24 protein-coding genes are annotated in these 25,693 nt (G+C 51.6%); 8 read left to right on the top strand and 16 right to left on the bottom strand.

Annotated features, from left to right (window positions below):
• Positions 1–404: 404 nt before the first annotated feature.
• The 7 genes from ACO0LK_RS24280 to ACO0LK_RS24250 form a co-directional block, all read right to left on the bottom strand.
• Positions 405–1,187 carry an alpha/beta fold hydrolase gene (locus ACO0LK_RS24280; RefSeq protein WP_422979687.1) on the bottom strand — a complete coding sequence of 261 codons (783 nt, stop codon included), beginning with the start codon at positions 1,185–1,187 and terminating at the stop codon, positions 405–407.
• A gap of 180 nt (positions 1,188–1,367) precedes the next feature.
• The gene (locus ACO0LK_RS24275; protein WP_422979685.1) at positions 1,368–2,969 is read right to left on the bottom strand and encodes a Fic family protein; all 1,602 of its coding nucleotides are present in this window, start codon (positions 2,967–2,969) and stop codon (positions 1,368–1,370) included.
• 456 nt (positions 2,970–3,425) lie between these two features.
• Positions 3,426–3,977, bottom strand: a complete 552-nt coding sequence (locus tag ACO0LK_RS24270) for a hypothetical protein (protein WP_422979683.1) — start codon at positions 3,975–3,977, stop codon at positions 3,426–3,428.
• Entirely contained in the window at positions 3,974–4,237 is a 264-nt protein-coding gene (locus ACO0LK_RS24265; RefSeq protein WP_422979681.1) for a hypothetical protein, read from the bottom strand. The genes ACO0LK_RS24270 and ACO0LK_RS24265 overlap by 4 nt, the downstream gene beginning before the upstream one ends.
• A complete protein-coding gene (locus ACO0LK_RS24260) occupies positions 4,237–4,677 on the bottom strand; it encodes a hypothetical protein (protein WP_422979679.1) in 441 nt (146 codons plus the stop codon). The genes ACO0LK_RS24265 and ACO0LK_RS24260 overlap by 1 nt, the downstream gene beginning before the upstream one ends.
• A 365-nt stretch (positions 4,678–5,042) precedes the next feature.
• Complete coding sequence (locus ACO0LK_RS24255; protein ID WP_422979677.1) at positions 5,043–5,837, bottom strand: ATP-binding protein; 795 nt, start codon at positions 5,835–5,837, stop codon at positions 5,043–5,045.
• Entirely contained in the window at positions 5,821–6,834 is a 1,014-nt protein-coding gene (locus tag ACO0LK_RS24250) for a YdaU family protein (protein WP_422979675.1), read from the bottom strand. The genes ACO0LK_RS24255 and ACO0LK_RS24250 overlap by 17 nt, the downstream gene beginning before the upstream one ends.
• A gap of 1,250 nt (positions 6,835–8,084) precedes the next feature.
• Here ACO0LK_RS24250 and ACO0LK_RS24245 point away from each other — a divergent pair.
• Together ACO0LK_RS24245 and ACO0LK_RS24240 are read left to right on the top strand one after the other, a co-directional pair.
• Positions 8,085–8,300, top strand: a complete 216-nt coding sequence (locus tag ACO0LK_RS24245) for a hypothetical protein (protein ID WP_422979673.1) — start codon at positions 8,085–8,087, stop codon at positions 8,298–8,300.
• Positions 8,301–8,608: 308 nt separating this feature from the next.
• Positions 8,609–9,283 (top strand): hypothetical protein, encoded by a 675-nt coding sequence (locus ACO0LK_RS24240; RefSeq protein ID WP_422979671.1) that lies wholly within the window; start codon positions 8,609–8,611, stop codon positions 9,281–9,283.
• Between the two features lie 51 nt (positions 9,284–9,334).
• Here ACO0LK_RS24240 and ACO0LK_RS24235 read toward each other — a convergent pair whose 3' ends face one another.
• On the bottom strand, positions 9,335–9,820 hold the full coding sequence (locus ACO0LK_RS24235) for a putative signal transducing protein (RefSeq protein ID WP_422979669.1): 486 nt from the start codon (positions 9,818–9,820) through the stop codon (positions 9,335–9,337).
• Positions 9,821–10,258: 438 nt separating this feature from the next.
• Here ACO0LK_RS24235 and ACO0LK_RS24230 point away from each other — a divergent pair, with 438 nt between their 5' ends.
• Complete coding sequence (locus tag ACO0LK_RS24230; RefSeq protein WP_422979667.1) at positions 10,259–11,998, top strand: insecticidal delta-endotoxin Cry8Ea1 family protein; 1,740 nt, start codon at positions 10,259–10,261, stop codon at positions 11,996–11,998.
• 128 nt (positions 11,999–12,126) lie between these two features.
• Positions 12,127–12,345, top strand: a complete 219-nt coding sequence (locus tag ACO0LK_RS24225) for a cytochrome b/b6 domain-containing protein (RefSeq protein ID WP_422979665.1) — start codon at positions 12,127–12,129, stop codon at positions 12,343–12,345.
• Between the two features lie 29 nt (positions 12,346–12,374).
• On the opposite strand, the gene ACO0LK_RS24220 is transcribed toward ACO0LK_RS24225, so the two are convergent.
• Entirely contained in the window at positions 12,375–13,307 is a 933-nt protein-coding gene (locus ACO0LK_RS24220; RefSeq protein ID WP_422979663.1) for a LysR family transcriptional regulator, read from the bottom strand.
• Between the two features lie 99 nt (positions 13,308–13,406).
• On the opposite strand from ACO0LK_RS24220, the gene ACO0LK_RS24215 reads away from it, so the two are divergent.
• Genes ACO0LK_RS24215 through ACO0LK_RS24205 form a run of 3 tightly spaced genes read left to right on the top strand, consistent with a single transcriptional unit; the run spans position 13,407 to position 16,052 of the window.
• Complete coding sequence (locus ACO0LK_RS24215; RefSeq protein WP_422979661.1) at positions 13,407–14,381, top strand: quinone oxidoreductase family protein; 975 nt, start codon at positions 13,407–13,409, stop codon at positions 14,379–14,381.
• A gap of 4 nt (positions 14,382–14,385) precedes the next feature.
• Positions 14,386–14,853, top strand: a complete 468-nt coding sequence (locus tag ACO0LK_RS24210) for a RidA family protein (protein ID WP_422979840.1) — start codon at positions 14,386–14,388, stop codon at positions 14,851–14,853.
• A complete protein-coding gene (locus ACO0LK_RS24205) occupies positions 14,850–16,052 on the top strand; it encodes an aminotransferase class V-fold PLP-dependent enzyme (protein ID WP_422979658.1) in 1,203 nt (400 codons plus the stop codon). The genes ACO0LK_RS24210 and ACO0LK_RS24205 overlap by 4 nt, the downstream gene beginning before the upstream one ends.
• A 237-nt stretch (positions 16,053–16,289) precedes the next feature.
• On the opposite strand, the gene ACO0LK_RS24200 is transcribed toward ACO0LK_RS24205, so the two are convergent.
• Positions 16,290–16,808: a hypothetical protein gene (locus ACO0LK_RS24200; RefSeq protein WP_422979656.1), complete on the bottom strand. Its 519-nt coding sequence runs from the start codon at positions 16,806–16,808 to the stop codon at positions 16,290–16,292.
• 311 nt (positions 16,809–17,119) lie between these two features.
• Here ACO0LK_RS24200 and ACO0LK_RS24195 point away from each other — a divergent pair, with 311 nt between their 5' ends.
• Positions 17,120–18,103, top strand: a complete 984-nt coding sequence (locus ACO0LK_RS24195; protein ID WP_422979654.1) for a DUF6138 family protein — start codon at positions 17,120–17,122, stop codon at positions 18,101–18,103.
• A 30-nt stretch (positions 18,104–18,133) separates the two neighbouring features.
• On the opposite strand, the gene ACO0LK_RS24190 is transcribed toward ACO0LK_RS24195, so the two are convergent.
• The 6 genes from ACO0LK_RS24190 to ACO0LK_RS24165 all read right to left on the bottom strand — a co-directional run bounded on the left by ACO0LK_RS24190 (position 18,134) and on the right by ACO0LK_RS24165 (position 25,376).
• Entirely contained in the window at positions 18,134–18,358 is a 225-nt protein-coding gene (locus ACO0LK_RS24190; RefSeq protein WP_422979652.1) for a hypothetical protein, read from the bottom strand.
• Positions 18,359–18,617: 259 nt separating this feature from the next.
• Entirely contained in the window at positions 18,618–21,317 is a 2,700-nt protein-coding gene (locus ACO0LK_RS24185) for a TonB-dependent receptor domain-containing protein (RefSeq protein WP_422979650.1), read from the bottom strand.
• A 422-nt stretch (positions 21,318–21,739) separates the two neighbouring features.
• Positions 21,740–22,618: a nucleotidyl transferase AbiEii/AbiGii toxin family protein gene (locus ACO0LK_RS24180; RefSeq protein ID WP_422979648.1), complete on the bottom strand. Its 879-nt coding sequence runs from the start codon at positions 22,616–22,618 to the stop codon at positions 21,740–21,742.
• Positions 22,611–23,717 (bottom strand): type IV toxin-antitoxin system AbiEi family antitoxin, encoded by a 1,107-nt coding sequence (locus ACO0LK_RS24175; protein ID WP_422979646.1) that lies wholly within the window; start codon positions 23,715–23,717, stop codon positions 22,611–22,613. The genes ACO0LK_RS24180 and ACO0LK_RS24175 overlap by 8 nt, the downstream gene beginning before the upstream one ends.
• Before the next feature lie 325 nt (positions 23,718–24,042).
• Entirely contained in the window at positions 24,043–24,435 is a 393-nt protein-coding gene (locus ACO0LK_RS24170; RefSeq protein WP_422979644.1) for a cupin domain-containing protein, read from the bottom strand.
• Between the two features lie 107 nt (positions 24,436–24,542).
• Complete coding sequence (locus ACO0LK_RS24165) at positions 24,543–25,376, bottom strand: AraC family transcriptional regulator (RefSeq protein WP_422979642.1); 834 nt, start codon at positions 25,374–25,376, stop codon at positions 24,543–24,545.
• Positions 25,377–25,693: the final 317 nt, after the last annotated feature.

The following is a 25,693-nucleotide window of genomic DNA, read 5'->3' as shown; positions in this document are numbered from 1 at the left end:
ACACACGGCAGAAGTTATTTATTTAGGAGCGCGTCAATGTCGCAAGTCCACACTGTCGAAGAAATCCCTGAAATGCGTGAAGCCAATAATGGAAATCCGTCCCAGAGCGAGGTCCAATCGAATACCGACACCGTGGACTTAACGCCGTTGGTCCACGAGTACCTCGCTACCGCTCGGGCACTCAGGTTCTGGCGGTTTGTGCGCCGGACATCCAACCTTGAGTCCTCGTGATCTTTTTCTGTGATTTGTACGGACTCAGGCAATCGGCGTTCATACGAACTTCACATCACCCCGGCACGGATCGCGCAACAGATGAAATTTTCCTTGGCGTTATGAATGACATGCGCTATACGGTAACTTTAACTTCTATGCACCGCAAGTACCGACGACCTGACCGTCTATTGCTACTTGCCGTTTGCCCCGACAAGAAATCGCAAGGCAGTTGCTACGAATGGGACGTTGGGATCAAACACAGGCACGTGGTCGCCGCCTGGAATAATCCACAAGGCGGCATCCGGTATGGAACGGTAGATGTTCACCGGGATTTCAACGGGGAAGAAAGCGTCGCGGTCACCGTGTACGATGAGCGTGCGTGCGGTGATGCCGGACAAGCTTTGTGCGGTGAAGTTCATATCGTCGTAGTCCTGGTGGAAGGCGTTGAACTGGGTAATCAGTTGGCGAATTTGTTCGTCACCGCGTTTCGCGCATTCACTGTACATGTCCCGCACTGGCTGGGGCATGGTGCCAAACGAAGCTCTGCGCATAATGGCCCGTGCCTGATCGGGGAAATGGGTCGTTGCACTGATCAATACCATGGCGTGGATGCGGCTGGCCTGGCTGCTTGCCATGTGCAGCAGCGTCATCGCGCCAGTGCTCATCCCCATTGCCGAAAAGCGATAAATCCCCAATTTATCCAGTAAGAGAAAAACGTCGCTGGCCGCTTGCCGGTGGGTGAACTTGTTATCGGGATTGGTAGAGTGACCATGGCCAGGCAAGTCCACCAGGATCAGCCGGTAGTGTTCTGCAAGCGCGTCAATAAAAGGATGCCAGTTCTGTACACAACCACCAAACCCATGCAAGAGTACCAGCGGCTGCCCGGCTCCATACTCTTCATAGTAAAGCTCCAAATTGTTAATCTGCACGACATGCCCGCGAGTGGCAGTCTGTTTGGGGGCATAGGTCGTCATGGGTGGGTATCTCAAATAGGCAGGAAGGTGAACAATGGCCTGGTTTTTTATCAGGAGATAATTTCTGCATAGGTCGGGGATATATGGCTTATCCCGATATCCAGAATTGTACTGAAAATAGTTTGGTGGCGAGCTTTTGAGCGATCAATCTTTTTATACCTGATAAAAATCCAACCATTGTCATCGCCGATAAACAAGGGACTCATTATCTTTGTCACTATCTTCGTCACCATCTTCATCGTCAAATAGACCTTCCTCAGGGTCGGTACGAAAAGCCTGTAATACCACCTGAACTATCTTGCTGGATTTTTCTTCATCCTCAAATATGCTGAACTGTTTGCGCAGTTTGTTGGACACTGCTTTATTGGTCCAAATGCTGCTAATTATCCGGTCTATCGTTGCATCCGGGCCTTCGATAATTCTTTTAACTGCACGCCTGGCCCGGTGAATATTTCGCATATACAATGCTTCATTCAGCATTTCTTCTTCAATGGTTTGCCGGATCACATTTCCCATGTATTCCACTTGGGACGTCAGGTTTGGGTAACGCCAGGCTGCTAAGGCATGGTCGTAGGCGCTGAAATGGAAGTTGGATTCGATGCCATCGCCATAGGTTTCCGATTTGCCAAAGCTGAAATGTTCGGCGTAAGCCTTCATCAGATCTTTGGAAAATGCCTCCAGGCTCTGGTCATACCCTACTCTGGCAGTTGTTGAATGCGTGATCGTTGCTGAAATGGGCAATATGAAGGGCTTGGGCACTGCCCCGTCTCTGCGCAAGATATCATTCACTAAAAATCGGGAAATCCGCCCGTTACCATCTGCCATCGGATGAATATAAACAAACCCGAAAGAAGCAATCGTTGCACGCACAATGGGTGAGGCGCCTTGTGTTATGGACAGTGTGTCACTGAGCCCACCTAGCATCGCTGGTGCGTTTTCCCAATGCGGTGCGATGTAGTCCAGCACCTCGCGATAACCAACTGAATGCCCGACAAATACTGGCGATTGGCGTACACCATATGCCAGCGCATTTTCACCTAATATTTCTGCCTGCAGGCTTTCTAAATCAAGCAGAGACAGTGGATTTGCCAGTTCGCCGCAGCGGCTTTCCATCACCACCGCGAAACGCTTTATTCTGTCTTCGCGATTTTCTTCATGTTCAATCTCGAAGCTGGCGCGGCTTTCCTTAATCGTTAGCCACACGCTGCTTTTCAAGAGAAGCTCCGCCCCGAATTGCGTCTCCAAGCCGGTCAATGCGGCAGCACAATCATAATCTTGTGCTGCCTGGACTTTATCGGTGATGTTGATCAAGGGGCAGAAGTACCGGGTACCGGGCAAATTGTTGCGGACTCTCCATCTTTTTACCGATGCCGGATGCGGTGCAGAGAAATACGCGCTGCTATCGATGGCGTCGATGTAGTTTCCCTGACTCAGATCATCGACATTCAGATGGCGATCAGTAAACCATTCGAAAAAAAATCCGGCACGGCGTGCATACGCACCCGTTGATTCGCTTTTAATCCATTCTTCAAGCTCAGTGTGATCAATTGCATCGAACAATCGCGATAGCAACTCGAAATGCATTTCTTCATGTTTGAACATGAAGGTCAGTTGACCGGCCAGGGTTTCTGCTGGCCGAAACCCTTCTGGAAATTCTTGAGCGGTAAATCCCTCAGAAGAACTCGTTTTGCGACTTTTTCTGATGAGGCTTTCCACCCGCAGGCGTTGGGCTAATTTGATCTGGTATTTCTCTACCAACCATTTTCCACCGACCCAATCCATAGAAATCTCCAATTACTCAAATATCAACACGTCCATGCTTCACAATACACAAAAAACGATTAAAAAACAAAAAATACTATTACAAATCATGATTTTTTTAAAAAAACAATTATAAAAGTTCATATTTGTCCGCTTTTTGCGGAGAGAAAAATCCCCAGATGTCGTGCAAAAAATGATTACAAACCTAAAAAAATCATTATTTTTACGTACTTTTTCCAAAAAACGATTACAAAATCGAAAAGAGATGCAAAAGATATCAACACCAAAACAAGACGCAGATACCCCTTATTGACCACAGCAGCTCATTTGATAGTCAAACAGAACGACCTCCCAGATACGTCCTGATAGCTTCTGTACAGCCACAGATTGAGGCACTTCACACATACCGGCAACAAAAAACGCACTCCTGAGAGTGCGTTTTTTGTTACAGCCAATCACCTCAAAATCACCGCAGATTTACACCAGCGATTCGACCATCCCTTGCAGTTTATCTGCGATCAGGTTTTGTGCTTCGGCATCGACCTTGCTCAGCCAACCCCAGATCAAACGTTTTTGGTCGTAGACGGTGGATTTGGCGATGCGTAGTTCTTCGGCTTTTTTAAGGATGGAAATGCGGCGTTCGTAAAATGCGCGGATGATGGTTTCGCGCATGATGCGTAGCGACATGCCGGTGACCTGGCTGCTGCACAACTCGCGCAGGTTGCCGATGGCGTTGCGGTAATCTTCGCTTAAGCCTTCTGAGCCACAGCATTTGCATTCTGCTGTCTTGATGACGTAACGGGCGGTGATGCAGGCGCGTTGGACTGAAGGCAGGCGTTCAATTTCTGCCAGTATCATGCCCGCTTGTGCGGCACCATCGAGTGCCACCAGACCTTTGCCGTTGCCGTTTGCGCCCGCGCCTGCGCCTTGCAGGGCCAGTTTGGCCATGGGTGAAATCGCATACTGCTGACTGGAATAATTGAAGGCAAATGTCAGTGCGTCGTGGGTGTTGTTGAATAAGGTAGTCATTCTCTCTCCTCGTAGGATTTGCAACGTTGTCCGTGTAATTGCAGTGCCGCTGTCAGGCCATCGACTTCGACGGCTGCGGTGGCCGGCGTGTTGTCTTTGACCAGCAGGCGCACCGTGCGACGGTTGTCTTTAAGCTTGCAGATGTGCTGGCGTTTTTCGCCGATTTCTACCCAGCCCTGGTAGCGACACCCTTTGCAGGTTTTTTCTTCGCGCTGTAGCAAGATGGCCAGCGGGTCGCGGCAATATTCGTGGCGGCGCATCAGTATTGGTCTCCAAAGACGCGGTAATCTTCCAGGCGGCCCAGGCCGGTGTGGATACTGATGAAGCCACGGCCATCGGGATACATTTCCTTGACTCTTTCCTTGATGGCCTGCATCTGTGGATTGGCTTTGCTGTTGTATTCTTTGAAGACGCGTGGCTTTGCTTGTACACCTTGCATGCTGTTCAATGGCTTGCCTTGCACCGGCAAGGGAATGTAAAAGCGGCGGTTATTGCCGATGACGCAGGTCTGTATCTGCTCTTCTTCCAGCAGCTTGTCGAGCATGTTGCGCATGTCGCCCGATGGCACGCCAAAGGTGGCGGCCAGGTGGGCATTCTGAAACTTCAGGCCACGCTTGTTGCGTATGTATTGCAGCAGGTTGTCCTGATTGAATAGAACGGTATTGCGAACGGCATTTTTTTGAGCACTAATTTTTTTCATTTTTTCTGCATCCTTATCGATATGAATTGCGCTGAATCGACTACATTCGATTTGCATCAATCCTGTCCGGGTACGGCATGTCGTATGCGCGATGCCCCTGTTTGTCTGAGCGTGCCTGTCACTCCACGCTGGTCTATGGCTGTCTGGTGTGTCATCCGCGATGGCATGCGGGGTTGCTGTTGACCCTGTGTTTTTCAGGCATGGCTTCCGGCTCAGGGCATGCGGGAAGATGCGGGTTTTTGTTAAGGCTTAAAAATTTGGACAAAAACTGTCCCATCCAGGCTGTTTTGCAGACTGGCGTTGTGAATTTCTGGTGGTGGTTTGCCGATGACGCGGCTACATTTCCTGCGGCGTCATCAGGGCTGTCAAATGGTCAGGTTCATGACTTGCCCACGTTGTGATGCCCAGTTAAAGCTTTGCCAGACGCTGTTCTCTCGCAGGCGATCAAAGCTGCGGTCGCCCAGAAACTGGCGCAGGCCGTGGCGGTTCTGGTTGGTGATCAGTATGGTCGGCATGACGTTGCGGTAGCGCTTGTCGATGATGTCGAAGAGGCTGATCTGTTCTGCTTCTGAACCGTATTGCATGCCCACTTCATCCAGAATCAGCAGATCAATGTCGGCCAGCACCTGCAAGATCTGGGTTTCGCTTTGTGGTGCATCACGCCGCCAGGTGTCGCGTATCATGCGTACGGCATCCATGGCAGATGTATACATGACCGTGTGGCTGCCCATGACATGGCGGGCGATGGCGGTTGCCAGGTGGCTTTTGCCGGTACCTGGCATGCCAGAAAACACCACGGTGGTGCCGGTAGCGCGATGGCGTGCAAAATTGTGGGCAAATTCCATCGCGGTGCTGAGGGCTTTTTCTTTATCGTCGGTATCGGCAACAAAGCTGGCGAAATCTTTTTCACGAAAACGCAAGGGTATGCCAGCCTGGTTAAGGCGTGTTTCGAGGCGGCGCTGACGTTCTTCCACCGCTTGCTGTGCGGCACGGGCACGGCTTGCCACGTTGGCCTGTCGCACACAATGCGGGCAGGCAGACCAGTGCATGACCTTGGTTCCCAGCAAAATTGCCGTGCTGTCGTAAGCGCCATGGCTATCGCACTGCGCGTTGCGCTGGGTAGTGCTGATGTAGCTGGCAGCTTTAGATGATACGTCCATTTTCTATGCCCTCGTTGTAGTTGATCTGCTCGAAATTATTGTGTCGCGACTGGCTTGCGGGTTGGCTGCGGCCACGATTATTGCCACTGGTACCGCCGCCCCTTCCAGCAATCCCGGGGTCGCCCCTGGGCAGGACAGCGCCACCGGCCTGCATACTGGCAGCCTGCTTGCCCCAGCGTTCCAAAATTTTCAGCACATAGGCAAGGCCGATAACTTCATCCGGCCTGGAACTTTTGGCTTCGGCACAGGCTGCCTGCACCACCTCCACCGTTGCCCCTTGCGCCACCAAGGCCAGCAAACGCGGATCAGCCGCCTGGGCCTTTACCCCAGCCTGACGGAACGTCAGGCACAGGTCCAGCGCTGTGGTGCTGCCCTGATCTGCTGTGGATGAAACTGTGGATGAAACTGTGGATGAAACCTCGGACGAAACCTCAGGCGCAGCAATAGGCGTTTCTGCGTTTTTTTCCGTGACCGCTTTCGCCACCACTTCCGCCGAAATTGGCGCAGGTTCAGCTAGCGCGGGCTGAAGCTTGTTTTGGTTTACTGGTTGTTGGTTCTTGGTTATTGGTTTATGGTTATTGGTTAGTTGAACATGGCTGATAGCTGTGTTGTCTTGCTGTTCAACAGTTGTTGAAGACGTGTTTAATTCATCCACCCGACCATGTTTTTCTGCTGCCCGTTTGGCCGCACTGGCCTTGCCTGCCAGTGATTTGGCGTTGGTATTTTTTTGGTATTCACGTATAGCCTGATCACAGCGTGCGTGAAACCAGCCAGCATCAGTCAAGACAAAAAATTCTTTCAGCAACTGTTCTACTGCCACCGTTTCATCTTCACTGCGCGCCACCAGGCGACGGCACAGCAAACCCAGATCCAGCATCAGGGGCGATTCGGTGTCGTAATACAAATCCAGCATGTCGCGATAAATCGCTCTTTCAAGACGGTTCAAATGACGCGTGGCATTATTAAAATCACCGATGTGATGGCTGTAATAATTCATGCTGTCACCGTCACTGTGCAACAAGCCAGATTGGTCAGTACACACAAACAGACAGGCGCAAGCGTACACATGCCTGCCGCATCGGCCCTTATGCTGCTTATCCTGCTTGTTATATGCTGGTATTTATCTGACATGGAATTCTGTTTGGTTGATTGATGAGTCCCTTGCATCGTCCAGACGTAAGCCGTCCCGCTGTCGTCACTTTAGAACCTGTTCACGATCTTACTGCGCGGACGTGATCGGGGTTCATGTGCTGCTCAAAATGCTCATGTACTTAAGTACATTCCGCTTTTTGCGCTGCTCTTCACCCCGCTGACGCCCGCTCGCTACAGATCGAGAACAGGTTCTTAGAAAAAGTGACAGACAACACTTCGCCCACCAAAGAAGCGAAGGCTACTTTGGGCTGGATAGATACTTCGTGTTACTTGTTTAAGTTGCGTGCGTTAATTACTTACTTTAATTAGTTGTGTTCTTTAGCTCCCAGAAAAACCGGGCGACCACATTACTTCTTCACGTCCATTTTTTTGCACCGGTACCGATTGAAATTCATCAACACTCACCAGCGTGGACCGCTATGCGCATTTGCGCTTACGGGCGAAATCTGCCTTGGCAAACCCACCCGAAGAACCTGTTTACGATCTGTAGCGAGCGAGCGTCAGCGGGGTAAGGGTAACTAAGCGCAGCGCAAAAAGCGGAATGTACTCAAGTACATGAGCATTTTGAGCAGCGCATGAGCCCCGATCACGCTCGCGCAGTAAGATCGTAAGCAGGTTCTAAATACTCCGGCATCACTGCCGTAAGCAAGACATCTGCATGTCCTCATCATGGAACCTATTATATACGATTACGTATTACATTCAAACAGTTTTGATGTAATTTTTTAAAATTTAATACGTTTCGAAATGAAACCAGGGCGACGCGCCACAGCCTGCATGGATGTAGCCCCATGTACAGCCCACGTGGCGAAGGCATTAGCTGCATCAAACACAGAATTAAAGCCGATTCCCCAATAAATACAAGTACTTGCAATTAATAAATACGGCAACCTGAGGTCTGTCGAATACACATTTCAATAGGTAAATGCATATTAAGAAAGCAGGTGTTTCAATGCAAGCTTATGACTATTCAATCTAACTCTGGCAATACACTTCCATACAATTCAAAGCAATTCAGTATTGACTTATATAATACGAATACGTATAATTCTATTCATGGAGCAACAATCAGTATTCACTCTTCAGGAGGCATGCATGACTACCCAAACCTATTTCGGCCAACCAGCCAGTTATTACGCCCAGCCAGTCATGGCAGGCAGCGCCAGCGGCATCAATGCACAAAATCTGATCGATGCGTTTTCTGAATGCAGCATGGAACAATGCGAAAAAATGGCATCCATGCTGGAACAGGGACGCTTTGAAAACTTTGGCAGGATGATGGCGAAGGTCATGCAAGACTGGGCGCAATAAGTCCTAAAGATAAACGCCTGCCTGGGTTGCCAGGCAGGCCGGGCGACAGTACATCACACATCGCCCTGTAATTTTCGCTGGCTGAATCGTTCTAGGCCGAGGAAGCGCACGCCGGGGTCAGCGCCCGGCAACTTTTACTTTCTGCATGCACCCTGCATACACGAATCCTTGCGCCAGCGTTTAGCTGCATGCAAATCAAAATTCCGCACGATCCCCTGGCACTTACATGTTGAGAACTTGAAGCTGGCATCAATTACAATGACCACATCAACGAATTCATTTCAGCAAAGCTTCAGACATCCCTGCCTATGACAAACATCCAGCAACAGTTCGAATCCCGCATAGCAGAACTTACCCGGCCATTGAACGGTCAATATCCACGCCCATGGATGAGTGATACAACAGACCCTTTGTCGGCCCCCCTGTTCATCGTCGGCAAAAACCAGGCGAAAGCCTATGCGGAAGATAGGCTCACGCATCAACGACATATGAATGCCTTGTTTAACCGTGCCAGTGAGTCATGCCGACAATTGTATGACGAGATGAGCGGCGCTGCGCCATCCCCCACCCGCAAGAACATCAACCGTTTCCGGGCCATGCTGGACGAAGAAAGAATCAGCGATATTCTGGAAACGAATGTTATCTGTTACTCCACCCCCATGAGCAGCGACCTTGCACTACCGGGCCATAAAGGCGGAACAAAACATGGCACAGAAATTTTTGAAGTGCTTCTTCATTTCATCCAACCCAAAGTGCTGATCGTGCACGGTGCAGGAACAGCCAAACAGTTAAGCCGGATACTCGATATTCGCTTGCCAGCACCGCCGGGCAAGGCAAGCAAGCCCTCAGCAATAAACGTCAATGGAATGACGGTATTTGTGATACCCAGCCTGGCACTGCCTGCCTGGAATAAATGGTCATCATGGGCGGATGCATATCTTCAGCAAGTCGCGAAGATGGCTGCGGATGTTTTACGGGCTTAGCGCGAATAACTGATTTTGCACATGATGCGGATCGTAGCTGCAATTCTTGTTTTATGAAGTCAGTGCCACATTCTCGGGCACGGGTTTGCCACAAGTCCCGCATTTTTTATCGCGGTGCTGCGGCACGATGACACCCAGAAAAAACAGGATACTCAGCGCCGCCGCCATGGATGTCACGCTGCCGGCGGGTTCAATGTGGGTAGAGCCGCAATGGGGGCATGTGAGGGGCCTGGCTGCTTCGGTCTCTGCGAGATCGGCAGAATCTGTGGAATTGGCTTTCAGTTCATCTTGCAGCGCAGCTTCAAATTCGCCGTTGGCGTAGCGGGACAAGATTTCTGTCGCTGTATCTGCATCTTTCGCTGGTACTTGTAGCCGCACGCCACCCAGTGCCAGCGACCATTGCCAGTTGGCCCAGACATGGTGTTCACCGGCCAGGCTGGCGGCGATGCCCTCTGATTCCAGCAGGCCACGCATGACATGTGCATCCCAGGGGTTGAGGTAGGTGGCAACGGTGGTCAGGTCTTGTTCTGGCTGCATGGATTATCCGCTAATTGTCTTTTTGTTGGGCTTTCGCTGGGCCTTCGTTGGGCTTTCGTTTGGCCTTCGTTTGGCATAAATCAGTCCACACGTGATACGAGGATACCGCATTTAGATGTGTTGGCCTACTATCATCCAGGCGACCATTGCCAGCCACGGCACCGCCGTTGGGCTGGCAGCCGCTGGTCGGTGTGCTGCTAAGGCGGCAAGCTGGACAGCCTGCACGACTGAATTGCGCGCAAATGTGCAGCGGATTGATTCCCGATGGAAAAATATCTTTCCTTTTTAACAAATTACTTCGTTATACTAACGAAGTAATTCACTAGCCACGCAACACAGTTGGCAAGTCCTGACTCAGCAGTATTTCCCTCGCCCCCAGAGGCGTCTGAGTCCAGGACGGCGCGGCAACCACTTTCTATTACTTCAAGCGGAGTCACCATGGCATTTGATCCAATTCCCGGGCAATTTTTTCTCATCAGATCAGTCAAAAGCGGTCTGGTTCTACAGGTGCGCGACAAGGCGGGCCATCGCGGTGCCGAGATCGTGCAGGACGAGATGGTCACCGAAGAGGGCAAGGGCAATCATCAACATTTTCAGTTGGTTTCATATCCGCAAGGGTACTACAGCATCCGCTCTCGTTCGTCCGGCAAGAGTTTTGATGTGACTAATTTGTCGCAGGACAATGGCGCCGCTGTCATCCAGTGGGATGTCACCCCCCATCAAGGTAACCAGCAATTCAGCTTCCACCCTGCCGGGAACAACCGGTATTTCATCAGCGCCCACCACAGCTTAAAATTCCTGATGGTCAACGGCAATGACAAGCCAAAAGGCGCCAGGTTAGTGCAAGACATCGGCAAGGGCGCTGACTATCAGTTTACCTTCGAACCTGTACCACCTGTCGCCGCACGCGGCCTGCGCGAGATTGTCCTGCTCGGGAACGATCAGTTCCGGGAGGGCGCGTTGTCCTTGATCGGTGAAGTGCCCAAAGTGGGCGGAGCCATCAAATTCGTGGCAGATCTGCTGTGGCCGAATAGCCGGCCGTCCCTGATCGAACAGGTGCGAGATTATGTCGTGAGCATCGCGCGCGAGATGATCGAAGAATCCTATATCAGGGACCTGGGCCTGAAACTGAGCGGCTTCAAGAATCAGATGGATCAATATTCGCTGGCCACACCTGGCACCGATAAAGGGCAGTGGATGACGAGCATGGTTGCCAGTCTGGAAGCGATGCGGCCATACTTCTTCGACCAGGCATCGCCCGAAAAAACGCTGCCGCATCTGGTCATCATGGGTACCCTCCACCTGGGTATATTGCGTGAACGCTACGATAATTACGAGAAGATCTATGACAAACCGCACGCCAATCCGGCCGATTTGCTAAAGGATTTGCAAAAGCGCGTAGCGCTGTATGTCGAGGGCTGCAAAAAGGCGCGAGCCAACACCTTGCGCTGGCGTCTGGACAAGATTGGCTATCATCGCGAAGTGATCTACGAAAACGGCCACCCGCACCATGATGCCTTTGTCGCCACCGACAGCTTCGACGGCTGGAAAAGTTATTCCGGCGGTGGTGATCTGACCTACCAACAGGCAGAGGCACTGGCCGTGACCAAACGCGATGCCCGCCTTGCCCTGATCAAGGATCATTTCAGCGTCGAACTTGACACCCTGCTTTCGGCTGCGCTCTTGTGGCGCTATTACGATCCCGCGGTCAAGGAAAAAGCGCAGTTTGAACACAGCATTCTCAAAAGCAAACTATATGGCGAGGCCGAGGGCACCTACTTCGAGCTGCCCAGCAAACCTCAACAGGCCTCGCCAATCTGGCTGATCGTGCTTTATGTACGGGAAGACGGTCAGGCGCTCAATGGCATCCGCATCAAACCACGCGATGGCTCGGGCGAAGTTTTGTACGGTAGCGAAACCGGCACCAAGCGTGAGCTTTCCCTCGACCAGAACGAAGCCATCGTCTCAGCCTGGGGCAATGAAGCACCGCTCAATTCCCTTTACCTGTTCACCAACAAATGGAAGGACGTGGGCGGCGGCCAACGTCAAACTGGCAATTGCTGGAGCAGCGAGCCACCGGTAGGCGCCTCGGGCCAGCTAGACTCCCTGTTTGGCTACACCAAGAACGGGGTCATCACTGGTATAGGATTTAACTGGCGCTGCACCAAGCGGCAATAAAAACCTGAATGGCATAGCCGGGGGCAGCTGCGGGTTCAGCCGAGGGTCTAGCTGATTCATACCATAGGTTCGGCCCCGGTTGTTCCCTTTGGAGGCCGATCCAAACGCCACCTGGTTAAGCGTCGTCGTTGAGGTCTGCGAGGCTTTCGCAACGAGCGAAATTCACCGTACCAGCCTTTGACCCGGCCAATAAAGAGCTGCGACACGACGTGGTGGAATTGCATGGCTTGTTCGCCAATATCTTGCTGGCGCTGGCAACGTTTCATGCGGCTGCGGCGCTGTGGCATGGTCTGGTGAAGAAAGATGGCGTGTTGCGCCGTATGTTGCCAAACAAAGACCAGGCCTGACCAAGCTTAAACCAAGCCTGCTCACTCCATCAATCCTCCTTTACCTGCACAAATGGATGCCTTTGATCAAAGGCATCCACTTCTCTTTGCCATAGACGTGCCTGCTCGCGCAGCCAGTTGGTAAAGGCGCGCATTTCGGGTAGACCAGCACTGTCTTCGCGCATGATCAGCAGATTGTCGCGTGGCGTGGCGCAGACCACTTCGCTGGCCAGCACCAGGCTGCCTGCCTGCAAGCGTCGCCAGGCGATCGACAGGCGGCCAAGCGCTACGCCCTGGCTTAGTTCCGCGGCTTCCAGCAAGACATCGGCATCGTTATAAGCCTGTCCTTGCGGGCTGAAATCTGCTGCCATGCCGGCAGCGGTTTGCCAGCTACCCGCATCCAGCGACAGGTGTTGCAGCATGGCGCTGGCGGGCCACAGGCGGGCATCGCTGCCCAGTGTTGCCGCCAGTGCTGGCGAGGTCACTGCTACCAGGCGATCATTAAACAGGGTTTCACAAATTTGATCGGCGCTTTGCCGGGTGCCATGGCGTATCGCCAGCATGGCCACGCGTGGTGCTGCCCGCACCAGTGCATAGTCGGTATCAATGATCAGGCGGATATGCGGGTGGGCTTGCGCAAAGCTGTCCAGGCGCGGCAACAGCCATTCTTTGGCGATGGATGCCAGGGTGCTGATGTGCAGGGTCTTTTGTGTCGCATCGTCAGGCGGATAAATCGCCTGGTGCAGGGCCGACAAAGGGCCAGCCAGACGCGCCAGCAAGGCAGCACCGTCATCCGTCAGACTGACTTTGGGGCCATTGCGTTTGAACAGGGTCAGCGCGCTCCAGTCTTCCAACTGGCGGATCTGGCGGCTGATGGCACCGGGCGTCAGGCTGAGTTCTTCTGCGGCACGGCTAAAACTACCCAGCCGCGATGCCGCCTCAAAGGCTTGCAGGGTGAACAGGGGCGGCAGTTTTCCGTGCATGTTGAATTTTCCTCACTTTCATGTTGCGTAAGTATCGTTTTTTAATCTTCACATAGTACGACAATAATTTGGGCATCGTAACTTCCTGTGGGATGTGAAATGCAAGCAATCATCATCAATCAATTCGGCGGGCCAGAACAATTAAGACTGCAAGAGGTGGATGCGCCAGGCGGTGACATCATCGTGCAGGCTGCCTGGGCAGGCGTCAATTTTGTCGATATCTATCAGCGCGAAGGCGGCTACCCTGGCGTGAAACAACCCTGGCCCATGGGCATAGAAGGCACAGGCATCATCACCCATGCACCCGTTGGCAGCGGGTGGAAGGCGGGCGAGCGCGTGGCCTATACCACCGGCGTACAGGGCAGCTATGCCGAACAGGTGGCCGTGCCTGCGGCCAACCTGATACGCGTGCCAGATGATGTCAGCCTGCGTGACGCCTGCGCGGCAATCGAACATGGCCTGACCGCCATCATGCTGGCTGATGACGTGGCGCGCCTGCCAGTGTCTGGGGCTGTGCTGGTCCATGCTGCTGCCGGTGGTGTTGGCGGCTGGCTGGTGCAATTGCTGGTGGCGCGTGGCTTAACTGTATTTGGTACCGCCTCATCTGCCGCCAAGGCTGCGTGGTTGAGTAGCGTTGGTGCTGTTCCGGTACGGTATGACGGCGATGCCGACTGGCTTGCAAGCGTGCTGGATCAAACCGGTGGGCGTGGTGTAGATGTGGTGTTTGATTCTGTCGGCAAATCGACATTCACGCATAGCCTGCAACTGGTCGCCACACGTGGTCATGTCATCCTGTTTGGTGCGGCCAGTGGCCAGCCAGACCCGGTCGATGTCTTGCAACTGATGCGCAAGAGCATCACGCTGACGCGCCCGGTCTTGCCGCATTATGTGGACACCCCTGCCCGCCTGCAAGCCCATGCGGCGGCGGTGTTCCGCCACATTGCCGATGGCACGGTGCAGTTGCGTATTCATGCCACTTATCCGCTGTCCGATGCAGCTTTGGCGCATCGTGCGCTCGCAGACCGCGGGACACAAGGCAAGCTACTACTCTCGATTAACTCTCAAATTGCTTAAGGAAATTATGTCTACCATCGCACAAAAACTGCAACAACTCGGCCACACCCTGCCCCCTGTCAAAGCACCGGCGGCCAACTATGTCAGCTACACGGTACAAAATAATGTACTCATCATCGCCGGGCAAATTGGCCGCCCTGGCGCTGCCAAAGCAGGTGTAGTCGGTGCCGGGCTATCGCCAGAAATCGCAAAACAAGAGGCAGAAATTGCTGCTCTTGGCGTGCTGGCGATTATCGATGCCGTCACTGGCGGTGACATCAGCCGCATCGCCCAGGTGCAGCGCCTGGGCGTGTTCATCGCCGCCACACCAGACTTTGATGGTCATAGCGCCATCGCCAACGGCGCATCTGATCTGGTCGTCGCCACTCTGGGCGAACGTGGCCGCCATGCACGCACTGCCATCGGCGTCGCCAGTCTGCCGACAGGCGCAGCGGTGGAAGTGGATGCGATTGTGCAGTTGAATCCGGCATGAGCAATATGATCAGCGCAGACCAACTGGCACAGTTACGTGACCGCACACCAGGGTTGAACAGCGGCGTGCACCTCAACCACGCAGGTGCATCGCTACTGCCGCAAGCGGCCCTGCAAGCCATCCATGCCCACCTGGATCTGGAAGCACAAGTCGGCCCCATGGAGGCGGGTTTGCTGGTGGCAGACAAGCTGCAAGACTTACGCAAGCGCGCCGCGCAGTTGATCAATGCACAGGTAGATGAAATCGCCCTCATGACATCCGGCTCCAGCGCTTTTGGCAGCGTGTTTGCTGCCATGCCCCGACTAAACAAGGGTGAGCGCATTCTGGTCGGCAGGCAAGAATGGGGCGGCAACCTGGCCAATTACCAGCGTGCCGCGCAGGCTGCCGGTGCCAGCGTTGAAGTCATCCCCTGCCATGCAAACGGCAGTGTCGATGCCCATGCACTGGCCAACATGATTGATATGAGCGTGCGCCTGATTTCGCTGACATGGCTACCGGCAAATAGTGGCCTGATCAACGACGCCGCTGCCGTCGGCAAGGTCGCTGCCGCAGCGGGCGTGCCCTACATTATTGATGCCGGGCAGGCACTGGGGCAAGTGCCGGTTGATGTGCAGGCATTGCAATGTGATGTACTGAAAAGCGCAGGCCGCAAGCATCTGCGTGGCCCACGCGGCACCGCCCTGCTGTATGTGCGCCGTGCTTTCTTGCAGCAATTGGAACCGGCCTGGGTCGATGTATCATCCGCCCCCATCAACGCAAATGAAGTCCATCTGCGCGATGACGCCCGCCGTTTTGAAACCAGCGAAGCCGCCGTCGCCCTGCAACTGGGGCTGGCAGAATCCGTCAAACTCGCGCTGGCAATGGACGTGGCCCAGCTTGGCCAGATCAGTGCCGCACTGGCAAGCGCCTGTCGTACACGCCTGGCACGCATCCCCGGCATCAGCCTGCATGACCTGGGTGATGTGAGTATTGGCCCACAATCAGGCATCGTCGCCTTCAACCTGCGTGGGCATGATGCAATGGCCTTAAAAAACAAACTGGCGCAGCAGCGCATCTACATCGGCGCCAATGGCATCCCCTACACCCCGCTGGACATGCAGGCACGCGGTCTGCACAATATTGCTCGGGTGTCGTTTTCTTATTTGAATACGGTCGATGATGTGGAAAAATTGGCGCGGGCGCTGGAGCAGTTGGGTTGAGGTAGCGGGGATGTTGGTGACGTGCTGTGTGTATGGCTTTATACATTCGCACGGGCAAATCGGTGCACATGGTGCACCATTTTTCGACCTTGCCCGATGGACGGATGGATAACAGGTAGGGTGCGCCGCGCGCACCATATTTTCAATCGCATGGCGGCATTCGGTGCGCGTGGCGCACCCTACCCGGTGTGCATTGTGACATCAAGCCTTACGATGCTTAGAACAAAGGCCGGTGGACTAAAACGCCCTGATCGCCCGGACGCGTTCCTCAGCCGAACGTTTCATCAAATCCATCCTTGCACCATTATTACTGATAACAACAAAGGCTTCAGAGTCGCTCTCTTCGTTGGAACTCCAGTAATAACCTTCACTGAATTTGCCGATGTTCCTGTTCGGGCCACTAGTACCATTCCCTATCGTTTTAATCATCAGTTCCAGCTCGTATAGGGAAGGCAGGTACCAGTCGCCAATCCCGTTCAACTGGTAACGTGCGCAAAGTATGGCAGCGTAATCGCCGGAGCCATATTTATCGATAATTTTTTCCGTATTGTACCGGCCCATACCGATCCCATCCCTTACCGTCATTGCCAGAACATTCGGGCTTTTATTAGGGCACCAAGCTGTTCTTTCAACCGGATCGACCGGCGCGGCCATCAAGCCATGTTCGCCGCTTTTATCGAGATAAAATATGATACCGCCGTCAAGCTGTTCACCTATCTTGTATTTCGCACCTGCTGCAGCCGTTCCATTTGCCATCTGATCCACCGTAAGTTATGAAGTGTAGGGTTTCCGATAAACTATGCGCCTGAAAATAAAAGAATGCGCCAGACACGGTCATGTCCAATCGCATTCAATTTATATACGGCAAATACCGATTTTCGTTAATCATAACCCAACACTTCCAGTGCACGCCATTTTTTTCATCTGTCTGACTGACACTATAGGTGCTGTCTTGTTTTGGCCTTTACAGGCAGAATCATCCCAACAATGTCTCTCCTGGAGATATTGACGGTATCAAATACACTGACAGGGCCACTGTCTTTAGCAAGCCAACATACTGAGCAATCATGCACGATGCAAAAAATAACTGGCATAATTGTTATTCATCATCACAAACGGGAAAAACAATGCAACGCTGGCGTCATTCAGGGGATAAAAAAGATTGGGGCGACTGGATAGTCCTCACCATACCCGCGACAATGGATGAAGAAGGTATCAAGTCCGCTTGCGAATCGTTGAATGCGGCCACGTCCAATATGCAAGATTTTCTCAATCTTGGCGATGGCAATCAATCCGAACACTATAAAATCGTTTTTCAGGTTGATGACGTGACCTTGCATGAACGCGCTTTCTTTCAGGAAGCCGTAAAGTTCAAGGAACTGCGGCCACTGATAGCACAGTACGTAGACAACGTGAATCATGAACCTGACACCTGGCAAGATGAATACCATCCAAGAGGCAGTTTCGCCATCGCAGAGCTGGCACTGGCCGATGAAAGTTATATTCCTTCCCTGGCCAAACTCTTGGCGATATGGGATTTAGGGCATGAAACCTACCAGGAAAAATTGATTGATCAACTTTTTGACCTATACGGCTATACCGATACGACAGAATACTTGCTTGCTGCACGATTATGCGCAGATGGTCAGCATATCGATGAAAACGTCTGGCGCGCCCTCTACCGTTATGGCTTCAAAGATAAAATTGATTTCAATCGGTTTGTAAAATCAGTGCTTCAACTATCTACTTTTCCCGAAGCTGGCTGGCAGTTGGAGAAATTTTGTCAGCTATATGCAGGCCGGGATCAAAACGCGTATAGCCTAGCAACCGATACTGTCTTAAATATTCTTCGCAACGATGAACGACTGTCTTCATTCGCAGAAGATTTTCAAAAAGAATGCTCTGGCGAATTCCGCGAACACTGGCTGATGGATGCCGATAATGGTGATTCGAATGACGGCGAAGAAGATTGGAACGCTGGTCTTGAAAACTCCCTCATAGAAGAAAGCGATTTCACCAAAATGGAATTACTGCACACCTACAGCCAATAAATGCCTGGCGTTGACATGCAGTAATTACAGTTACTCCTCCACCGTCTGCATCCACCGCTTCTCTTGCACGGATCGTTCGCCAAAATACTTGCGCGGATTGCCGCACATATAGCAACTGCATAAAGCGGGCGTATGTAATACCAGGCCCAATTGTCGTGGACTCAGACGGCCCTGACGGTAGGAATAGTAATACTGACGTTTTTTCTTCAAGCGCGCATCATGATGCCTGCGCACAGCACGAGAGTGATCTTTCATCATAGTTCCTCAAGAACCCGGGCGGCCCGATTGCCGCGTTGTGGGTCATGTGGAACTGCGATGTATGTTGGTTCATGATGTGCTCTCGGTCCGGATTAATGCATTCAGTTTTGGATATCTGCGGGCGATGCTCAATTTTTCAATACTTTCACGCCGGTGTGCAATATGATTTTTAATCTGGCGCGCGACACCCTGCCGCATAGACAATAAGCAGGATGTCATGTCGCGCACCGTTTTTCTTCACAGCCAAAGACGGGGATTACGCACCAAATTTATAATTCACCTCCAGCCATCCTTGTCGTCCAAACGGGGTGAATGAACCCACAGGATAATTCGGCCAGCCGCCGCTGTAATCGTATTTGATCTTGTTGAACACATTGTTGATGATCAGCGATACCGACAGGTTCTTGCTGGCCTGATAGACCGTGCTCCAGTTGGCGATGCCCGTCGGGGACAGGTAATATTCACCAGAACCATTCGGTATCTTGCCGTAACGGGTGACCGTCAGTGTATTGGACCAGTCGCCTTTGTTCCAGTTGACGCTGGCGATCAGTTTGTCGCGCCAGTCTGAATTGCCAAGGTCGGCCAGGTCGTCGTAGAGGGCATCGCCTTCAAACTGCTTGGATTTCTTGCTCAGCACCTTGCTGTAATTGGCCTTGAAGGTAAAGCTGCCAGCCGTCGTTGTTTTCAGCAGGTATTTGGCGCTGATGTCAATGCCGCTGGTGGCCTGGTAAGCTGCATTGATGGGATTGACCCAGATCTCCTGTATTTCACCGGCATGGCTGAGCGCATTGGTCGGATAACGTTTGATGCGGTTGATGGTGTCGGCACACAGGCTGGATTTGATATCGCGCTTACCAGTGCGGCAATCGGCTTCATCGCGCAATAACTGGTCTGCACTGAGGTTGACGACCATGTCGCTGATCTTGATGTTCCAGTAATCAAGCGAAACATCGAACTGATTGCTGGGTGACCAAACCACGCCCACGCCAAAGGATTTGCCTTTTTCTGATTTAAGGTCAGGGCTGCCGAACTGCACATAATTGGCGCCTGGCGAGTAATTCGCATAGTCGCAATCTTTCAGTTCCTGCCCTTCGGCCTTGCAGCGATAATAGTCAGTCGTACTTGAATAATAACCGGTGCCGCGTGCCTTGAAGATGTAGTTCATGTCCGGCGCACGGAAGCTGGTGGCATAGTTGGCGCGCAACAGCAGTTCTTGCGTGGGGCGAATTTCCAGGCCACCGTTATAGGTCAGCTTGCCATCCTTGCGTCCGGCAAAGTGATAATCGTCATAGCGCCCAGCCAGGCTGGCAGTGACTTCTTTCAACAGTGGCACATACACTTCGGCCCCAAGCGCATAGCGTTTGCGCGAGCCGCGCACATCATCGGACTTGGTAACGGTATTGAAAACGCCCTGGTTAATCTGCGGATCAGGCAGGTTATCAAAACTCTGGTTACCAATTTCTGCGATGCCTGCGGTTTTGATGGCCCCGGCAGGCAGTTGCCATAATTCGCCATTCAGCGCCACGCTCAGGGTTTGCGTGCGTGAACTGTCGGCACTGCGCGAGGCAGCAGTGATCTGGTTGAATTCTTCGGGTGTCAGCCGGCGCGTCAGACGTTGCACGTCGGGGGCATAGATGGCAATGCCAGCACTGTCCAGCCCCAGTTTGGGGCCAAGGAAGAAAGTATCAATATTGGCCAGGGTACGTGGCACCACGTTTTCACTGCGGTAAGCCGATGCGCTATAAGCCGCTTCATAATTCCACTGCGAGCCCGGCAGCACACCGCGTATGCCCAGGTTGATGCCTGCCGAGGTATCGTCCCAGCGACGGTTGAAGCGGTTCACGCCATTGATTTCTTCGGGGGCAAATACCTTGCTCCAGGCTTCATAGGCATTGGTGTTTTTATTCCAGAAATAACTCTGGTTGGTGGATGACGATACCCAGCTTGGCGAACGTGTATCGTTTTCTGTCTTGTTCTTGCCCAGCAGGATATCGGCGAACAGGGTGGTATCAGCATTCAGCGTCAGATTGCTGCTGGAGAAAAAATTCAGGCTCTGGTTCTTGGTTTGTACTGTCCAGTGCATGGGGCTTAAACGCGGGCTGGCGCAATAGCTGCCTTTGCTGGTTTTATAGCTGATCTGGGTGCCGTCAAAGAAATCGCTCAACTGGCTACAGGCATCCCCCAGGTCGATATAGCGACCGGTCTTGATATCCTTGCGGTACAGCGTGGCACTGGGTGTGCTGCGTAACGCCATGAAATCGCGCTGGGTAGCGCGCAGTGGCTCACGTTCGCTGTATTCAAGGCTGAACAGGCTTTGCAACTGATCGACATTGACCGTGCCGGAAAATTGCACGCGCTTGTTACCTCCGCCGCCACGTTCGGTATCACCAATTTTGGCATTGATGTTATACCCTTGCGTATGCTTTTTGAGAATGATGTTGACCACACCGGCAATCGCGTCTGAACCGTAAATGGCTGATGCACCGCCGTTCAGTATCTCTATGCGTTCCACGATATTTGAAGGGATATTTGCCAGATTGGTGAAATTGACCGTACCTTCATAAGCGATAGGAAAATCCGCCATGCGTCGCCCGTCCAGCAGGATCAAGGTATGGTTAGGCCCCAACCCGCGCAGACTGATGGTATTGGCTGATGGCGTAAAGGTATTGCCAAAATCTTCGCCCTGCGTAAAGCCGGAATTTTGCACGGCATTGTTGAGGGCATCGTAGACATTCTTGTAGCCCTGGCGTGTGATTTCTTCACCCGTGATGATGGTCACCGCCGCCGGTCCTTCGAGGCTGGCACGTGGTATGCGCGAGCCGGTGATGACCACGGATTCTTCTTTTTTATCTTCCTTTTGCGCAGTCTGTGCCATCGCAACATGGCTATAAAACAGCGTCAGAGCACTGACAACGCAGGCAGATAAAGGCTTTAATTTTATTTTCTTGGTAGGCATGGGTCTTCTTTAAAAAAACAGTGAAGACCGGAAAATATCAAGAATATATCAACAGACAAACGAATATAAGCGCATATGGAAATTCACTCGGCCACTGGTATGGTGATCTTGTGATGGCTGGTGATGGCGTTTGCCCTATTAGTGAAAATTAGTGCAAAACAGCGCAGGTCGGTAAAGTGGTATGCAGGTGTGATGGTTTTATTTTTTTGCAGGGCGTGCAAAAAAACCGGCTTGTGGAATACTATGCCCTGCATGGCAGGTTTGCATGCTACTCATTGATGATCACATACAGAGAATATAGTGTGACAGGTTTGAACGCATTAGCTACTATGCATATTACTTAAATTCTTTAGACCTACCTTGTGCATCAGTTTTTACGTCGAATGGAAAAAATGGCGCGAACAAGGCATCAAGTTTTTATCCTATGTCTGGTCGGTACTTACGCCAGACAAGCCCCTCAGAAACAGAGATAAAAGCTGCTCGACTTTCTCTGTGGAGCCATCGGTAAAATTGTTTCGGCCAACCATATGTGTAACCAGTCTTTCCCATAATTCCGGTTGCTCCAATATGGCGATCAGCTTTTGGCGGGTTGTTTCACTTGCGATGCGGGCGATATCTTTTCCCAATAATATGGCCCCTGCGAGAACCGGGTCGTAATCCACTTCGACTAGTAAATCCGATTCTTCTTCATAGATACGATCTCTATTGCCGGCATCGAAATAATTTTTTAGCAGGGTGTGCAAGTCTTGCGCATCCTTAGGATTTTTCAGGCCACGCTCTTCCCAGGCAAATAGTTTAAGCAAACCCAGCCCGGCGAGTGATGCGACTCTGATGCTGTGGCCCGGAGATAGCTCAACCTCTTCCGCCGCAGCATAAACTTCATCGTAACCGCAGACATTCATCACGACTTGCATATCCGGTGGCCAGGCAATCATATGTGCTGCACTTGCGACACCACCGAACGGAACCAGATCAATAGGGTAAGCATCGCTATGCGCGCCTGTATCGGGATGAAATTCCAGTCTTTGCTTCATTTTCCCTGTTGAACTAAAGCCTTTTACCTTCAACAGACCATTTTTTAATCTATCGAATTCTGACCAGTCTTTGACCGCGATAGCAAAGTCGATATCCAGTGTAGCGCGCAGCATATCTATGCCGTACACGTGGGTCAGCAGAATATCCCTGGCAGTGGCGCCGACCAAAAAATAATCAATACCCAAATCGGCGCTGACACGGGCAACGCTTTCCAGAATGGTGATCGTGGTGCTATCAATTGGATTTTCAAGTTTGAGCTTAAGCATGGTCTATCCACTCATCTTTGATCTTGCGGGCAACTTCGATATTTCTGGGTTCCAGCGATGCCATCAAATCGGCGTACACCAGCAACGGTGGAGCAATATCGGGATGTTGATCTGAAGCCGAAAAATTCCAGAATTTTTCACGAATTTCAATCCTGCCTTCAGGATCAGGGCGTAACCTGTGGGTTTTGATCAGATCATGTGTGAAATTTGGTATTTTCCAGATATCGGTTTTGGTTTTAGCTGCCCTGGAAAATATTTTCAAATTATCATTGACGTATAAAGTCTGAGTCACGGGTCTCAGGTAATTTGTCAGTTTTTTCGCTGCGACTTCCCCACCCCAGACGGCATTAGTACCATCTAGGTTGACTGCCTGCCACCAATCAGCATCTGCACAGCTAAAACGTCGCGGGCGCAATTTGGGAAGCACGATGGAAGGGAAAAGTGTCACCCATTCATCCACCAACAATGCGCCGTGGACTAGTTGTCGATTTTCTTTGGATTGTGGATTGAGAAGATAACCACGCTTGATCAGGAATTGAAACGCATCACCGACCATGCTTAGAGGAATCCTGGCTTGTTGAGCCATGTCTCTGAAATTCAAATTCAATATTTTCGGACTACAAAGCACCGCAAACATCATCTTCATGACAGTGGGATTAATTTTCCCAATGTCAGTACCGGTCCAGGTTTTGACATCCTCAGACTTCAAGCCTTTGACAAAGATATATAAACCAGCATCATGCAAATAGGTATTGCCTGCTGTATCCAGAAAAGCCAAATCAATAGAGCGGCAATGCTCAGCCATTTCAGCACTGAGATAAGGGGCAATCAACAATCCCTTATACCCATATTTATTAAATTGTTCTTTGACCTGGTTTATTTTTATTTTGCGATCAAGCAGGCGTTTGCATTCCACATAGTATTCATACCGTTTACCATGGGCATACAATTCAATAACGGCATCGTATCCACGGTCTGTACTGTTAGGGATGTCGGTGCGAAGAATCTTCCCCTTTATCCCCGTCTGGGCTTCCAGTGCAGCAAGCCCTGCCTGCGTCAGTTCCGCTTCGTCATAGCCTAGTTCAGCAATTGAAGACATAGGTGTCCAATGTTCGTTAATTTCAAATATTCACGTAACGCGAACAAATCAATATTACGAACATTTCTGCATTTGTTCAATATTTATTTCGTTCGCGTTACGCGAACATTTAAAAAAATCGAACAATTTTGCGCGATAGCACCTAAGAAGTTACTAAAAACCAAATAAAAGACTGTGAAAAATATCATAACCGATTGATTTTAAATATTTTTATTTATTCAATTCTATTTTCCATAAAAGTCCCTTCGAAAATTATACCTCAAAGATTTTATGAATAATTTAATAACATCCGCTCAACATAGATAACTAAAAGACAATAACAATCTTAAATCCACACATCCAGCGCACTGGTTCTGTCACCACCCTCTTCGCCTGTATTCACCACACCCCGTGGTTCTATCAGCAAGAGTTTGACTTCGTGTTCGGCGTAGGGTTTGTGTTCAATACCTTTGGGGACAACATACATTTCGCCTTGAGATATCAATACGTGGCCATCACGAAAATCGATGCGTAGCTGGCCTTCCAGGACGATGAAGCTTTCATCGGTATCGGCGTGGTCATGCCAGATGAAATCGCCTTGCAGGCGGGCGACTTTGAATTGATAGTCGTTCATTTCGGCGATGACTTTTTGTGACCATTGTTCGCTGAACAGGCTGAATTTGTTGGCGAAGTTAATGCTTTGGTAGTTTGTTGTGGTGGTGTCTGGTTGGGTTTGCATGCTGGCTTATCCTGTGTAGAGTGAACAAGCACCCAGCATAAGCAAAGTCGAGCAGCAAATATTGTACGATTGTGCGTGACACTTGACACTTGACACTGTACCGCGCGCTATCGCCTGATCTTGGTCCCATGCATTTTCAGCCAGTGCAGTGGCGTCAAACCAAAGGCTTTGCCGAAGTGTTTGGTCATATGGCTTTGGTCGGTAAAGCCTGCCGTCAGTGCGGCATCCACCAGGGAATAACCGTCCATCAACAGTTTTTTGACCAGATCCAGGCGACGCATGGTCAGGTAGCGATAAGGGCTGGTGCCAAACAGCAGGCGGAAATCGCGTGACAAACTCCAGCGGTCACGGCCACTGTGTGCTGCCAGTTCTTCGAGGTTAATGTTATCCGTAATGTCACTGTGCATGTATTCACGCGCCCTTTCTGCTGCGAGGTAATCAAAGCGCTGGCTGCGGGCGGGTTTGCCGGATGCGACTTGCATTGCGTGGGCCAGGTCAAAAAGAGCATCCTGTTCTTCCAGCGCATCCATGGGACCATCCATGCGTTGCAGCAAGGCCAGGGTGGCGGCATGCAGGCGCGGGTCTGCCGAGAGGCCATGCTTCACAAAGGGCAAAGGCTGTCCACCAAGAATTTGCTGTATCAGCGCCGGTTCCACGTAGATCATGCGGTAATGAAAACCATCACCAGTACCAGCCTGCCCGTCATGCGCTTCGTCCGGATGCAAGACGATGGTGCCACCTGGCAGGCTATGGCATTCACTGCCGCGATATCGGAAACTTTGTACGCCCGACAGGGTGGTGCCGATGGCATAGGTATCGTGCCTGTGCATGGCATAGGCATTGCCGGCGAAATAGGCTTCGATACGTTCCAGCCGGTTGGCGTTGGTGCCAGGGGCGTGGTGTATCCAGTCTCTTCGGCGGTCCTTGGGGTGTTTGCTCATGGCTTTGGGTGCAGTGCAGTGGCTGTAACTATTTTAAGCTTTTGCGGTGCCGCGTGCTGAAGCCGTTGCTGTATGCACCGTGCACACCATATCTCGTCAATGGATGTGGTGGTTTGGATGTGGTGGTTTGGAAGTGGTGCGCGTGGCGCACCCTACTTATTATCCATGTCTATGCGTGAGGTCGCACCTTGTAGGGTAATGAAATGGACGCCTCCCTCCCAAACGGCATCGTGATGTGCCAAAGTAGAGTTTCGACAAACTACTTAACAGAAGGGAAGCGTCATGGAAAAGATTACCGTAATTGGATTGGATTTGGC

Source organism: Undibacterium sp. Ji49W (assembly GCF_049340205.1).
Classification (GTDB): domain Bacteria; phylum Pseudomonadota; class Gammaproteobacteria; order Burkholderiales; family Burkholderiaceae_D; genus Undibacterium.
The sequence above is the reverse complement of the archived record's forward strand: the minus strand, read 5'-3'. Positions and strand labels throughout refer to the sequence as shown.